Origin of the sequence: Paenibacillus sp. M2 (assembly GCF_046713495.1) — a bacterium.
Lineage (GTDB): Bacteria > Bacillota > Bacilli > Paenibacillales > Paenibacillaceae > Paenibacillus > Paenibacillus amylolyticus_B.
The window spans coordinates 4,069,430-4,081,956 of the sequence record NZ_CP169648.1 but is presented as its reverse complement, the minus strand read 5'-3'; the positions used below and the strand labels follow the sequence as shown (position 1 = coordinate 4,081,956).

The 12,527-nt window shown below is 44.9% G+C and carries 13 protein-coding genes and 1 riboswitch; of the genes, 9 read left to right on the top strand and 4 right to left on the bottom strand.

The features are described 5' to 3' along the window. Positions 1-17: 17 nt before the first annotated feature. Together ACETMN_RS18295 and ACETMN_RS18290 are read right to left on the bottom strand one after the other, a co-directional pair. Positions 18-1,784: an alpha-glycosidase gene (locus ACETMN_RS18295; RefSeq protein WP_091020750.1), complete on the bottom strand. Its 1,767-nt coding sequence runs from the start codon at positions 1,782-1,784 to the stop codon at positions 18-20. Between the two features lie 267 nt (positions 1,785-2,051). Next, complete coding sequence (locus ACETMN_RS18290) at positions 2,052-3,227, bottom strand: M20 family metallopeptidase (protein WP_091020752.1); 1,176 nt, start codon at positions 3,225-3,227, stop codon at positions 2,052-2,054. Between the two features lie 210 nt (positions 3,228-3,437). On the opposite strand from ACETMN_RS18290, the gene ACETMN_RS18285 reads away from it, so the two are divergent. The 3 genes from ACETMN_RS18285 (at position 3,438) to ACETMN_RS18275 (ending at position 6,678) form a co-directional block, all read left to right on the top strand. Then, positions 3,438-4,874, top strand: coding sequence for an ABC transporter substrate-binding protein/permease (locus ACETMN_RS18285; protein ID WP_373419913.1), 1,437 nt, complete (start codon positions 3,438-3,440; stop codon positions 4,872-4,874). Then, on the top strand, positions 4,861-5,583 hold the full coding sequence (locus ACETMN_RS18280) for an amino acid ABC transporter ATP-binding protein (protein WP_091020754.1): 723 nt from the start codon (positions 4,861-4,863) through the stop codon (positions 5,581-5,583). Before ACETMN_RS18285 ends, ACETMN_RS18280 begins: the two co-directional genes overlap by 14 nt. A 221-nt stretch (positions 5,584-5,804) precedes the next feature. After that, a riboswitch (cyclic di-AMP (ydaO/yuaA leader) is annotated at positions 5,805-6,001 on the top strand. A gap of 2 nt (positions 6,002-6,003) precedes the next feature. Further along, the gene (locus tag ACETMN_RS18275) at positions 6,004-6,678 is read left to right on the top strand and encodes a 3D domain-containing protein (protein WP_091020755.1); all 675 of its coding nucleotides are present in this window, start codon (positions 6,004-6,006) and stop codon (positions 6,676-6,678) included. Between the two features lie 107 nt (positions 6,679-6,785). On the opposite strand, the gene ACETMN_RS18270 is transcribed toward ACETMN_RS18275, so the two are convergent. Further along, positions 6,786-7,577: a polysaccharide deacetylase family protein gene (locus tag ACETMN_RS18270; protein ID WP_091020756.1), complete on the bottom strand. Its 792-nt coding sequence runs from the start codon at positions 7,575-7,577 to the stop codon at positions 6,786-6,788. A 153-nt stretch (positions 7,578-7,730) separates the two neighbouring features. On the opposite strand from ACETMN_RS18270, the gene ACETMN_RS18265 reads away from it, so the two are divergent. The 5 genes from ACETMN_RS18265 (at position 7,731) to ACETMN_RS18245 (ending at position 10,632) form a co-directional block, all read left to right on the top strand. Then, positions 7,731-8,072 (top strand): hypothetical protein, encoded by a 342-nt coding sequence (locus ACETMN_RS18265; RefSeq protein ID WP_091020757.1) that lies wholly within the window; start codon positions 7,731-7,733, stop codon positions 8,070-8,072. Between the two features lie 111 nt (positions 8,073-8,183). After that, a complete protein-coding gene (locus ACETMN_RS18260; protein WP_091020758.1) occupies positions 8,184-8,855 on the top strand; it encodes a PspA/IM30 family protein in 672 nt (223 codons plus the stop codon). 95 nt (positions 8,856-8,950) lie between these two features. Beyond that, positions 8,951-9,352, top strand: coding sequence for a DUF350 domain-containing protein (locus tag ACETMN_RS18255; protein ID WP_036613690.1), 402 nt, complete (start codon positions 8,951-8,953; stop codon positions 9,350-9,352). Between the two features lie 23 nt (positions 9,353-9,375). After that, positions 9,376-9,882, top strand: a complete 507-nt coding sequence (locus ACETMN_RS18250) for a DUF4178 domain-containing protein (RefSeq protein WP_076317633.1) — start codon at positions 9,376-9,378, stop codon at positions 9,880-9,882. Positions 9,883-9,894: 12 nt separating this feature from the next. Continuing rightward, complete coding sequence (locus ACETMN_RS18245) at positions 9,895-10,632, top strand: DUF4247 domain-containing protein (RefSeq protein ID WP_091020759.1); 738 nt, start codon at positions 9,895-9,897, stop codon at positions 10,630-10,632. A gap of 112 nt (positions 10,633-10,744) precedes the next feature. Here ACETMN_RS18245 and ACETMN_RS18240 read toward each other — a convergent pair whose 3' ends face one another. Then, entirely contained in the window at positions 10,745-11,035 is a 291-nt protein-coding gene (locus tag ACETMN_RS18240; RefSeq protein WP_091020760.1) for an HNH endonuclease, read from the bottom strand. A 199-nt stretch (positions 11,036-11,234) separates the two neighbouring features. Here ACETMN_RS18240 and glp point away from each other — a divergent pair, with 199 nt between their 5' ends. Then, positions 11,235-12,524, top strand: a complete 1,290-nt coding sequence (gene glp / locus ACETMN_RS18235; RefSeq protein ID WP_091020769.1) for a gephyrin-like molybdotransferase Glp — start codon at positions 11,235-11,237, stop codon at positions 12,522-12,524. The last annotated feature ends 3 nt before the right edge of the window (positions 12,525-12,527 follow it).

Below are 12,527 nucleotides of genomic sequence, written 5' to 3'. Positions count from 1 at the left end.
CTGTCTGAATTCAAACCTCAGTTGTGTAGGATGGTTGTAGGGTCAAGCTGTCTATACAAAATGCGGTACCCATAGGGGTCAAGCTTAATATTCATCATTCCATCGGTTGGAAACACAGGCTCTTCAGTTAATGCATCTTTCCAGTCTTTTGTTTCCATGGGATGAGAAAGCGTTCGATCTTGAGGTGTATTGTTCATCCAAACGGTAAAGTGAAGGTTGTCATCCACACGCTCGTACACGATACAGGGATCATGGTGATCAGCCTTGAGGAATCGGAAGCGTCCTTTGCGCAGGGCTTCATTGCTTTTGCGTAAATCGATCATCAGACGATAGAAATCATACAATTCTCTGTCTTGCTTGGCGGGGTCCCATTCCATACATTTTCGACAATCCGGGTCAGCATCACCACTAATCCCAACTTCGTCGCCGTAGAAGATACAAGGTGTACCGATATAGGTGAAAAGAAATACAACCGACAACTTTAATCGGCGTTTGTCTTCTCCTAACCGGGTGAGCAGTCGTGGGGTATCATGGCTGCACAGCATATTAAAGATCACTTCGTTGGTTTGTTGCGGATAGCGCATAATCAGTGAACCCATCTCGTTGGCAAAGTTATAACCGTCCATTGAACCACAGAAGAACTGAAGCACTTTGTCGGCAAATGGATAATTCATGACGGAATCGAATTGATCTCCCATAAGCCAGGTCAAGGAGTCGCTCCATACTTCACCAACAATATAGGCTTCAGGGTTCGCTGCTTTAACAACCTTGCGAAAATCACGCCAGAAATGGTTGTCCACCTCATTCGCTACATCCAGACGCCACCCATCCAGCTTAATTTCCTTGATCCAGTACTCAGCTACATCCAGTAGATATGCCTTAACCTCAGGGTTGGCTGTGTTGAACTTGGGCATGTTGCCATAGAACCCAAATGTATCGTAGGTTGGTATACCATCCTTGATCTGAACCGGATACTCATTGATGTGGAACCAATCGGCATACTTAGAGTTTTTTCCATTCTGGAGAACGTCTTGAAAAGGAGGGAAGTCTTCGCTGCAATGGTTAAACACCGCGTCAAGCATGACACGTATACCCAGGCGATGACATTCTTCTGTTAATTGTTTGAGCAGGGCATTATCGCCGAAATGAGGGTCGACTTTTTTATAATCAATCGTGTCATATTTGTGGTAAGAATTGGCCTGGAATAACGGGGTAAAGTAAATGGCGTTCACGCCAAGTTCAGTTAAGTCATACAGATGATCCAGCACACCTTGCAGATCTCCACCAAAATAATTGTCCAACTCAGGTTTGCCACCCCAGTCATGAGTTTCTTTTGGATTCAGCTTTGGATCTCCATTAGCAAACCGTTCCGTCATGATCTGATAAAAGACAGCTTCTTTGGCCCACTCGGGCACCTTAAACACATCAATTTCATGTATATACGAGAATTCATAAAATCCTCCAGTTGGATAGGGGGTTTCATAATGAATTCCATTATCCGCAAGAAAAACATCTTCTGAACCGGCAGTTATCCGAAATATATAGGTGAGACGTTTGAATTGTGGCTTGACGGCAGCCTCCCAATAATCAAACATGTTATCCGAAGCAGCCTTCTCCAATTGAATTTCCTTGTATGTTCCGTTCCAATCGTACTTATCTCCGGTCAGTGCAGTCACGTATTGCACATCATTACGTTTGGTTCGTACGCGCAGATGTATGGTAGACGAATTATAGGCATAAGCCCACTTGTCACGAGGAACATGATACATGGCTTCGAGCAGCATGACAGCACCTCCTGAATATAGGATAAGTTATAAAAACCAGTCTTTAGAACACGCACTAATAGTTATAATTAACCAAGTTAGCCAGCAAATGAATCACATTTACTGTAATGAAATGTTTTATTTTCATCGTTTTCAAAGGTTTCTTTCACAGCATTTCCAGCTTTGTGCTGAATATACTTACAGCCAATTTAGAAAAAAGGGTGCCCTGAACAGCTTGGAATTCAAGATTGTTCAGGGCACCCCTATATAACATGTTGAAAGTGAATTTTAGCGAATAGCTTGCTCAAACTCCGTGCGGATGGTTTGAAGCAGCTCTGGCTGACTCAGTACGTCATAGGCTGTTGTAGCAAGTGCCTTTGCTCCCATAATCATGCCATCCAGCGCGCGCTCCTGAAGTGCAAGGTCACGGAAGGCTATGGAGTGCAGGGTATGAACCTCATCCACAACACGAATGTAGGGATGGATTGCAGGACATTTCAGGGAAACGTTACCGATGTCCATAGAGCCGTGATCATTACCACTCACAATCTCTTCTTGGGGGATACCAAGTTCCATCAGATTTTGACTAAACGCAGCTGAGAATGCTTCATTGGTAACCATCTCGTCATAGGACGTTTCATAGTTGGATGTCACCAGCTTGCATCCTGTCTGGAGAGCAGAACCTTCAGCGATCTGAATCACACGTTCTGTTAGGATATTCAGTTCTTTGCGAGTTGCTGCCCGTACATAAAATTGTGCTGAAGCATAGTCGGGAATGATATTAGCTGCCTGACCTCCGTTGTTGATCACTCCATGAATGCGAACGGTACTTTTCACTTGTTGCCTGAATGCATTGATTCCGTTGAACGTTTGAATGACGGCATCAAGAGCATTAATACCTTCGTGCGGACTTGCAGCAGCATGTGAAGATCGGCCATGGAATTCAAATTGTACTGCATCAATAGCCAGCGAGCTGCCTGACTTTTCGTAGGCATAATATGGATGCGCCATGAGAGCGACATCACAGTCATCGAACAAACCTGCTTCAGCCATCGGTACTTTGGCACCACGTGTCTCTTCAGCGGGTGTACCAAACACTTTAATCGTTCCACCTACTTCATCCAGAATGGATTTCAGCCCAACAGCAGCTCCAAGACTCATCATGCAGATCAGATGGTGACCACAAGCATGACCGATCTCCGGCAAGGCGTCATATTCACACAATAAAGCAATGGTAGGGCCGGGTTTGGCGGCTGAATAGGTTCCGATAAAGGCTGTCTCCAGTCCAAGGATCGGAGCCTCTACAGTGAAACCGTGGAAGACCAGTTCTTCTTTCAAACGGGCAGAAGCGAGATACTCTTCATTTCCCAGTTCGGGGTTGGCACCGATATATGATGAAATGGCTTTAAAACGGGAAGCATATTGATCAATAACCGTCAGAATTTGTGATTTGTTAGCTGTCATTAGTAAACTCCTTATGCAAAAATGAAAATAATTCATTGATTATATCATGTTTGCTTCAATTTTTCAGAAACAAGTCAAGATTTGTAATGTCAAAATGCATTGCATAATCATGCATTGTACTTTATAATGACTCAGTCATCAACATGAGAAGCATACAAAGTATTGTAAGGGGAGAGAACAAGGTTGAAATTAATAAGTCGTTACACCATGATGCTGTTGACCTTTGTCGTTCTGCTGACAACTGCCGTTCCTGTGGCACTTGCAAGTGGGACTACAGACAATTCAAGCAGTAAAAAGCTGGTGCTCGGTACAAGTGCCGATTTTGCACCCTATGAATTCCATAAAGTGATTAATGGCAAAGATGAAATCGTCGGCTTCGATATTGAGATCGCGAAAGAGATTGCCAAAGATCTTGGCGCTGAGCTTGTGATTGAGGATATGGGCTTCGACGGTCTTCTGCCTTCATTGCAGAGCGGGCGTGTTGATCTGGTGATTTCAGGTATGACGCCGACGGATGAGCGGAAGAAAAGTATCGATTTTTCCGACACCTATTATAAATCAAAACAAGTGATTATGGTTCGCAATGTGGATAAAGACAAATATCCAACCATGGCAGAACTTGAAAATGCGAAAATTGGCGTTCAGAAAGGCTCCATTCAGGAAACGATCGGACAGAGTATTCCAGGAGCGAAGCTTACAGCGCTTGATAAAATCTCGGATATTGTGCTTCAACTGCAAACAAAACGCATTGACGCGGCAATCGTTGAAGATACCGTTGCTGCAGGTTATCTGGACGATATTATTGGACTTGCTGCTGCTGTTCCGGACGAAGAGCAAGCAGAAGCGGCAATCGGGATTCGCAAAGGTAATACCGAGCTGCTAGCTGCAGTAAATGGAACACTGGAGCGATTGAAAAGTGAAGATAAAATCAATCAGATGGTGACGGACGCCAGCCTCTTAATGGCGGATAAAGCGAACAAATCACAAAATATTTTCCAAGTGTTCTGGGAGTACAAAAGTTTCTATGCTACAGGTGTAGGATACACACTTCTGTTGTCTGCACTTGGGGTTATCTTCGGGGTAATTATTGGATTGATCATCTGTTTGTTCCGTTTGCATGACGCTGCAATCTTGCGCTGGATCGGTACAGCTTACGTTGAAGTGATCCGTGGCACACCGATGCTGGTACAATTGATGATTATTTACTATGGTTTCTCCTTGAGCTTTGGCATTAACTTCACTGCACTTCAGGCAGGTATCATTACACTTTCAATCAATAGTGGTGCCTATCTGGCGGAGATTTTCCGTGCAGGTATCCAAGGTGTGGATCGTGGTCAGTTGGAGGCAGCGCGCTCATTAGGTATGGGAAGAGGCGCCGCGATGCGTTATATCATATTGCCACAAGCCTTCAAAGCTGTATTACCAGCGATCGGTAATGAATTCATAACTATCATTAAAGAATCCTCCATTATCTCCGTTATCGGTATGGTGGATATTATGTATCAGGCAAGTGTTGTCAAAAACATTACGTACCAAGGATTGAGTCCATTTTTGATTGCAGCAGCCATCTACTTTGTAATGACGTTCATTTTGTCCAAGCTGCTGGGACGACTGGAAAGGAAGTTGAGTGCAAGTGATAGACGTTAGACAATTACACAAATCTTATGGTAATAACGATGTGCTTAAGGGCATAAACGTGACGATTGGCAAAGGTGAGGTTGTCGTGGTCATCGGTCCTTCCGGTTCAGGTAAAAGTACATTCTTGCGTTGTTTGAACCTGCTGGAAAAGCCTACCTCAGGAGAGATTGATTTTGAAGGCGTGTCAATCACGGACCCCAAGCATAACATCAACGCAACTCGGGAAAAAATGGGCATGGTGTTCCAGCACTTCAACCTGTTCCCACACAAAACGGTACAGCAAAACATCACGATCGCTCCGATTAAAGTGAAGAAACAATCCACTCAGGAAGCGGAGAAAATTGCCGCTGATCTGCTTAACACCGTGGGCTTGTACGATAAAAAAGATACATTCCCGAATCAGCTGTCCGGTGGACAGAAGCAGCGGATCGCCATTGCAAGAGCATTGGCCATGCAGCCGCATGTGATGCTGTTTGACGAGCCTACTTCGGCACTGGACCCCGAGATGGTCGGTGAAGTGCTGGATGTCATGAAACGTCTTGCAGAAGGCGGGATGACGATGGTCATCGTAACGCATGAGATGGGTTTTGCACGTGAAGTGGGAGACCGGATCCTGTTCATGGATGGCGGGGTTATTGTGGAAGAGGGAACACCTGATGAGGTGTTTGGAGCACCGAAAAATTCACGCACACGTGATTTTCTTGCGAAAGTACTCTAAATGAAGTGATTAAATAGCGTTACTGACCTCGAGTCGGTGACGCTATTTTTTGTTTGAAAATAATCAAATATAGGATTCGGAAAAGTAACTATTCTGTTACCAAATATATAGGGGACATCTCGCCCAACAGTTTTAGAGTATTCAGTATTCTTACACGTGCTTACACATGTTAAAACCATTTGGTAAGAATTACTACAAGTTCAGGTTACAAAATTGTGATATATTGAACTCTGCCGAAACTTCCGGATAGGGAGTGCGGGGGATGTAACGATGCAGATTGTGCAGGGGGAAGATCTACGGCACACTGCTTGGGGTGAATTAGGGGTACATATCGTTTCAAATGTAATGATGAACCTATAGGGTGGGCTCCTCATCCGAATCCGACAACTAACTTCGCAGGCACAATGAGGGAGGAAGACCATGATTAACAAGAAACGTATAGCCAAAACAGCAGTAGCATTAATGACAACAGCAATGCTCATTCAAGCCGTTCCGGCTCACGCCGATTCAGTTCATGTGGCCAAAGAGGGGGATACCTTCTACACCTTATCGAAACAATACGGAGTAGCAATTAACACGTTAGTTAAAGCAAACAACGACATTTCGCCTTACAACATTTATGGTGGTTTGAAAATTACGATTCCCGGTAAGTCAAACAATGTAGCAGCCGCTGCGGCAGCGGAGAGAAAGACCCAAGCGAAGACTGTTACTACAGCGAGCTTGGACGTTAACGCAGATAACAAAGTTGTTCAAGCCTGGGGTAAAACATTCGATTACAGCAAAGCTGTGAACGTAAAAGCAACGGCATACTCTGCAGATCCGTCTGAAAATGGAGGCTGGGGTGCAGTCGATTATTTCGGAAATGATCTTGAACTGGGCACGATTGCAGTTGATCCAAGTGTAATTCCACTCGGAACCAAAGTACTGGTAACTGGTCATAGCCATCCAGGATTGCCCAAACAGGCTTTTGTAGCCACAGCGCGAGATGTGGGCGGTGCAATCAAAGGTCACCGGATTGATATCTTTATCCCAGGTAGCAAACAGTCTGTAAGCTCATTTGGTTTTCAGGATATTGAGCTGTACATTCTGAAGTAGAGAGAAAATAACATTTAAAATGAATTCAAACAGGGTGTCTGCCAGTCGCTAATTCGCGATTGAACAGCACCCTTTTAATATTCTCATTATTTGGTATCACGGTCATCCTAATCTTTGGCCTTTGGCAATCCCAACATTTCGTCCAAGGTGACCAGTTCATATCCCCGATTACGCAATTCTTCAATGATTTCAGGCAAAGCCTCAACCGTGCCGTTCAGGTTTGATCCTACACCGCCTCCAGCATGTTGCAGAACGATGGAGCCGGGTTTTACAGCAGAAAGAATATTATCTTTCACCTGTTCCTTTGAAAGGCCTTTCCAGTCCAGGGAGTCTACGTTCCAGTTCACAATGCTATAGTGTTGTTTGGCAGACCATCTCAGCTGTTCTTCATTAATGTCTCCATAAGGCGGCCGAATCATCTTGGGCGTATATCCCGCCAAACGTCGAATAATATCCCCGGTATGTAAAATTTGTTTGCGAAAGGCATTCATCGACAGTTTACTGAATTCAGGATGATTGTAGCTGTGATTACCAACCATATGCCCTTCCTTGATGATGCGTTTCACAAGATCCGGATGTTTCTCAGCACGACTACCCACGATGAAGAATGTAGCTCTGACATTGTATTTCTTCAATACATCCAGTACTTGTGGAGTAAACCGTGGATCAGGTACATCATCGAAAGTCAGTGCAACCTTCTTGGTTGAAGGACCATTGGTTTTGAACGTATCGGCATATTTTTGACGTAACTGTCCCAATGTCAGTTGTTCTTCTTCCGCAGAATCCGAACCTGATACTGATTCACTTGGCGGGCTTGAAACTTCCCGCGCTGAAACTGGAGCATGATATCCTCCGAGAAAAATAACGATAACCATCAGCATAATGAGGCGTACGCGCATAATATCGGCCTCCTTTTCCAAAATGACGTTCTCCTTGGTATACCCGGGGGTTCCATAAAATATGCACAGTGTGAGAAGTTTCATTGCCGATTTAGCTCATGACAGCCATAATTCCTCCATATATAACATATAGAAAAGGATAGGTGGATGGGTATGAGTACATATGATTTGAAATCCATACGTTTACAGGTGATTGAAGCAGGAGAAGATAAGGTTTTTCTCGTTACCGGAGGAATGGCGCATATTGGCGCCGTAGCTACGTTCTACGTGGATCATGAGCGCGTCAGCGGGACGACGGTACATATTCCTGGGCATAAGGAACAAGAACTGTGTGAGCGGCTTGCCCGAAAGGCTGCTCTGCAGCTGAAAGTAACTGTTACGGTGATCATGGGTATTCATTTTGATTCCATCACGCGGATGCAGATCGACGAAATCGTGCAGACTGCAGAGAGGTTGATGGAGGATCATCTGAACAAAGATAAACGATCTTTCTGACATAAGAGCCATCGAATGTTTTGATTTTATTTGCTAAAATTGAAACGAGTTGTAGATTGTTACGTATGTATGTTTATATACGATGTAATATCGACTAGGAGGAATAACATAATGTCCATTTTCAAACGTTTGCGTGATCTAACCATGTCTAACATCAACGCCATTATTGACAAGGCGGAAGATCCAATCAAGATGACGGACCAATATATCCGTGACATGCAAGAGGATTTGGAAGATGCAGAGAAGGCAGTAGCTCAACAGATCGCCATTGAGAAGAAATTCAAGCAGTTATTCGAAGAGCAGGAAGCTCTTGTGAAGAAACGTGAAGAGCAGGCGCATACGGCGGCACGTGCTCAGAATCTGGATTTGGCTCGACGTGCCCTGGAAGAGAAAAAGGCTGCTGAGGAGAAGATGGTTGAGTACAAAACCAGCTATGACCAAAACAAGGCTTCGGCAGATAACCTGCGTGGCAAGCTCGACGAGATGCGTAAGCAACTGACTCAAATGAAGAACAAACGCGAAACACTGGTAGCACGTTACAATGCAGCAAAAGCCCAAACTGAAATCAACAAAGCGTTGAATGGGTTTGGTTCTGATACTGCAAGTGCTGGTATGAAGCGTATGGAAGAGAAAATGATGCAGATGGAAGCACAGGCGGAAGCAAGTAACGAAATGTCTTCCAAAGGCAAGTCTTTGGATGAAGAGTTCGAGAAGTTGGGTAAAGATCAGGCTGTTGAAGACGAACTCGCAGCATTGATGAAACAGTACGATAATAAGAACTAATACCTTGGTTGTCAGCAGGGTTAACCAGCGGAGGAGAAGAGTATTTCTCCTTCGCTTTTAAATGCGGTTCATGTTGATATGTGGGGGCTGTGTAAATGGATTTGAATATTTTGGCGATGCTGGTCTGGACCGGATCTGGTTCGGTTTTGCTGTTTGTCTTGATGTATGTAGATTCACTGTTCACGAAATATAAGGATTTTGCTGAAGTTAAGGCTGGCAATATGGCCGTTACTACACGGATGGTTATGAAATTATTTGCACAAGGGTATGTACTCGCTACGTCCATTTCTACGGCTGGTCATCTTGGAGAAGCATTGTTGGTCTCCGTTGTATCCTTTATCATTTTGTTGATTTTGGAGAGTGTTGTACACTTTATGATTCGCAAATGGGCCAATCTGGATCTGGATACAGGAATTCAACAAGGGAAGACAGGATACGGATTGTTCTCTGGCGCTTTACATATCGTGGGCGCACTGATTATTGCAGCTTGTTTATAAGATAAGGAACAGGAGTAATTCTCATGAGTGTATGGAAACGAATTAAAGGAATACTAACAAAACCTGAACCACCGCAGGCAGAGAAAACGATGCTTCAGCTTGCACCTGGTGATATCTGTGAGGTTTCTCTGGTTACTTATGAAGTCGTTGGTCGGGTACAAAATCGCGCTCGAAATGCAGTTGTGCTCACGCTGCAGGATGGTACCGCATTTCGATATTTGCATATCGAAGAACGGGAACTCACACGTTACGCTCTATATACACCCATTGATGGCAGGCTTGATGCACCTGATGAGGTGCCCACATTGCTGGACCTGGATGGACGCGCATATCATCTGGAGGAAGAGTATGGAGGCATGGTATCAACGGCAGGTAGAACTCCATATGGCCAGGCTGGAGAACAATTGGTATGGCAGTATCAGTCGGATGATAATATGCTTCTTCGGGTGGAGTGGCAAGACAGAAGATTTACACTGTATGAGGGTGAGTCCATTCTTCCTGCGGATATCAAAGTGATTCGTTCGAGCTAGGAGAGGTTCCCAATGAAAAAACGCTTGGCACATGGATTAAAATTAATGCTGGTCCTCAGCCTTGTGATGTCTCTGTTGTCCGCGTGCGGAGCACCTTCTGTTCAGGACACATATCCGCTTGAATCGGTTAACGGCAGTGGTAACTCAACGTCTTATGTGTACCGGGCTTCGGACCGCACCGTTCCGGAAGTGGCTCAGGAATTGTCTGACCAAAGGCAACCGGATCAGATCTCGGCAGAGAACACAGAGCGTATGTTCCTCGTGTATCAGGACGAGTATTATCACCTGCAACAAGACCCGAACAAGCCGGAGGATACCTTGGTTGAGGTGGACTCCAAAGAATATGTTCGGCAGAACTACGATTCATCTTTTCTACAAGGCTACCTCACCGCTACATTAATTGGTAATCTTTTTGATTCTTTTGGCGGGCGAGGTTATGGCAACTATCGGGGGTATACCAATAAAGATACGTATAAACCGAGTGCAGGATCTTACCGTACGCCAACAAGTAATGACAAGAAGCTTGCTCCACCTATTACTGTCGATCGGAAAGGTACGATTACAAGGCGCGGAAGCGATAAAGATTCAAGCGTGGGATCTGGCGGAGGATTATTCAACCGCAACAAGGATCAGAGCAAGGGAACCATTGATCGCAATAAGAGCAGTGGTGGGTTGTTTGATTCACCTAAGAAATCCTACAAAAAACCGAAAACCAGAGTGGGCGGCGGCCGAATTAAGAGGCGAAGATAATAAACATCTAATCATAAGAATGGCTGCCAATCGCATAATTCATTTAAGAACAGTGACAAGGGAAGGCGGATTCACCTCGCCGGCACATGACCTTGGAGCTGTTCTTTTTGATTTACGATTTGCGAACATGCTTGGATTTACGTACACGGGGAATCGTTGTAGCTGGCTGTTTGCGAATCCAGCGGATAAATGGAATCATTCGTTCATCCTGTCTCAAGGATTGCAGATCCGTGAGACCAAGGGTTACAATGTCGCGATTGGTGTATAGCGAATGAATCTGTTTGTGACAGGGGATGCACAGGTTGGCTGTTGGCAGCAATGTTCCGCCCATTTCTTTGGGTGTCAGATGATGAACGGTTGTATTCACAGGTTCTCTTCCACATAATTCACATCGATTACTCATGATCATCGCCTCCCTTTGACAATTATATTATGGGCAGACAAGATGCCTTTCATGTTGAACAAAGGTCAAGGAATGTTACAACTGTAAGAAATAAGATTTTGTCACAGGATTCAATAGTGATGTACTTGTTATCTTACAGTATTCGGGCTACACTTTCTTAAAGGATGATAGTCTTTAGGAGGTAAGAATACTTTTGAAAATGAACTCACATTCACATGATATGACAACTGCCAAATTCAATCGAACAGCTGTACAGGTACCGGATGCCCAAGCCAAAATAGCTGCAAGAGTTACTGTAGGCTCCATAGAGAAAGTTCATCTTGAATCTGCTCATGGCCGCACACTTGCAGAGGCGATTCAGGCACCCCATCCGTATCCATTCTTTCGGAGATCGGGTATGGATGGATTCGCGATTATAAGTACAGATACGATAGATGCATCGAGTGATCATCAAGTTTGGTTTCGAGTAATTGATGAAATTCCTTGCGGCTACACCTCGGATCACACCATTGTTTCAGGTACGACGGCTCGCATCATGACCGGTGCACAGGTTCCGGAAGGTGCGGATGCGGTAGTTATGATGGAGATGACCGAGAGCAAGGTAGAGGACGGAGAACAGTGGATTGCATTGAAACGGCACATATTGTCGGGTGCTAACATCACCCCAATCGGACTGGAAGTCCAAGAGGGACAGCAACTGCTCGAAGCAGGAACGATCATCAGGGCAGGAGAGCAGTCTGTTTTAGCTACTTTTGGCATAGCAGAAGTTCCCGTATTTCAACGTCCAAAGGTAGCGATATTTGCAACCGGCACGGAATTGCTTAATGTAGATGAGCCATTACAACCAGGTCGAATTCGGAACAGCAACAGTTACATGCTGCGCTCTCTGGTTGTTGAAGCAGGTGGAGAGCCTGTGATGTACGGTTCTATTGCAGACGATGTGAATACGGCAAGGGCCAAGCTGGAAGAAGCCATTCAAGATAATGATATCGTGGTGACCACAGGCGGTGTATCCGTCGGGGATTATGATATTATGGGCGAACTTGTGTTGGAAGAACAGGTGGAGATGTTGTTTAACAAAGTGACGATGCGACCAGGCAGTGTGACTACAGCTGCTGTATATAAAGATAAATTGCTTTTTGCGCTTTCGGGTAACCCGGGGGCTTGTTTTGTAGGATTTGGTTTGTTTGTTCGCCCAACCATACGTTCCATGCAGGCGGATGCTCATCCTTATATGGAAGAATGGACTGCGATCTTGGAAGAAGAGTACACCAAAGTTAATAATTTTACACGTTTCGTACGTGGACGCACAGAGATCCGCAACGGCATGGTATACGCGATACCGGCTGCTGCCCGTGTAGATGAATCCAGCGTGATGATCACCATTAAGGACAGTGATTGCCTGATTGTTGTTCCACCTGAGAAAAAAGGCATTCCTGCGGGTGAGCAGGTACGCATTCTCAAACTGCCCTCAGGTCATGTGAGGTGAGTG

Bases quoted from the DNA above. Each gene is read 5' to 3' on its own strand.
- ACETMN_RS18295 (WP_091020750.1), bottom strand. From the start codon at position 1,784: ATGCTGCTCGAAGCCATGTATCATGTTCCTCGTGACAAGTGGGCTTAT.
- ACETMN_RS18245 (WP_091020759.1), top strand. From the start codon at position 9,895: ATGAAAAAACGCTTGGCACATGGATTAAAATTAATGCTGGTCCTCAGC.
- ACETMN_RS18265 (WP_091020757.1), top strand. From the start codon at position 7,731: ATGAGTACATATGATTTGAAATCCATACGTTTACAGGTGATTGAAGCA.
- ACETMN_RS18270 (WP_091020756.1), bottom strand. From the start codon at position 7,577: ATGCGCGTACGCCTCATTATGCTGATGGTTATCGTTATTTTTCTCGGA.
- ACETMN_RS18255 (WP_036613690.1), top strand. From the start codon at position 8,951: ATGGATTTGAATATTTTGGCGATGCTGGTCTGGACCGGATCTGGTTCG.
- ACETMN_RS18275 (WP_091020755.1), top strand. From the start codon at position 6,004: ATGATTAACAAGAAACGTATAGCCAAAACAGCAGTAGCATTAATGACA.
- ACETMN_RS18290 (WP_091020752.1), bottom strand. From the start codon at position 3,227: ATGACAGCTAACAAATCACAAATTCTGACGGTTATTGATCAATATGCT.
- ACETMN_RS18250 (WP_076317633.1), top strand. From the start codon at position 9,376: ATGAGTGTATGGAAACGAATTAAAGGAATACTAACAAAACCTGAACCA.
- ACETMN_RS18240 (WP_091020760.1), bottom strand. From the start codon at position 11,035: ATGAGTAATCGATGTGAATTATGTGGAAGAGAACCTGTGAATACAACC.
- ACETMN_RS18260 (WP_091020758.1), top strand. From the start codon at position 8,184: ATGTCCATTTTCAAACGTTTGCGTGATCTAACCATGTCTAACATCAAC.
- ACETMN_RS18285 (WP_373419913.1), top strand. From the start codon at position 3,438: ATGCTGTTGACCTTTGTCGTTCTGCTGACAACTGCCGTTCCTGTGGCA.
- glp (WP_091020769.1), top strand. From the start codon at position 11,235: ATGAACTCACATTCACATGATATGACAACTGCCAAATTCAATCGAACA.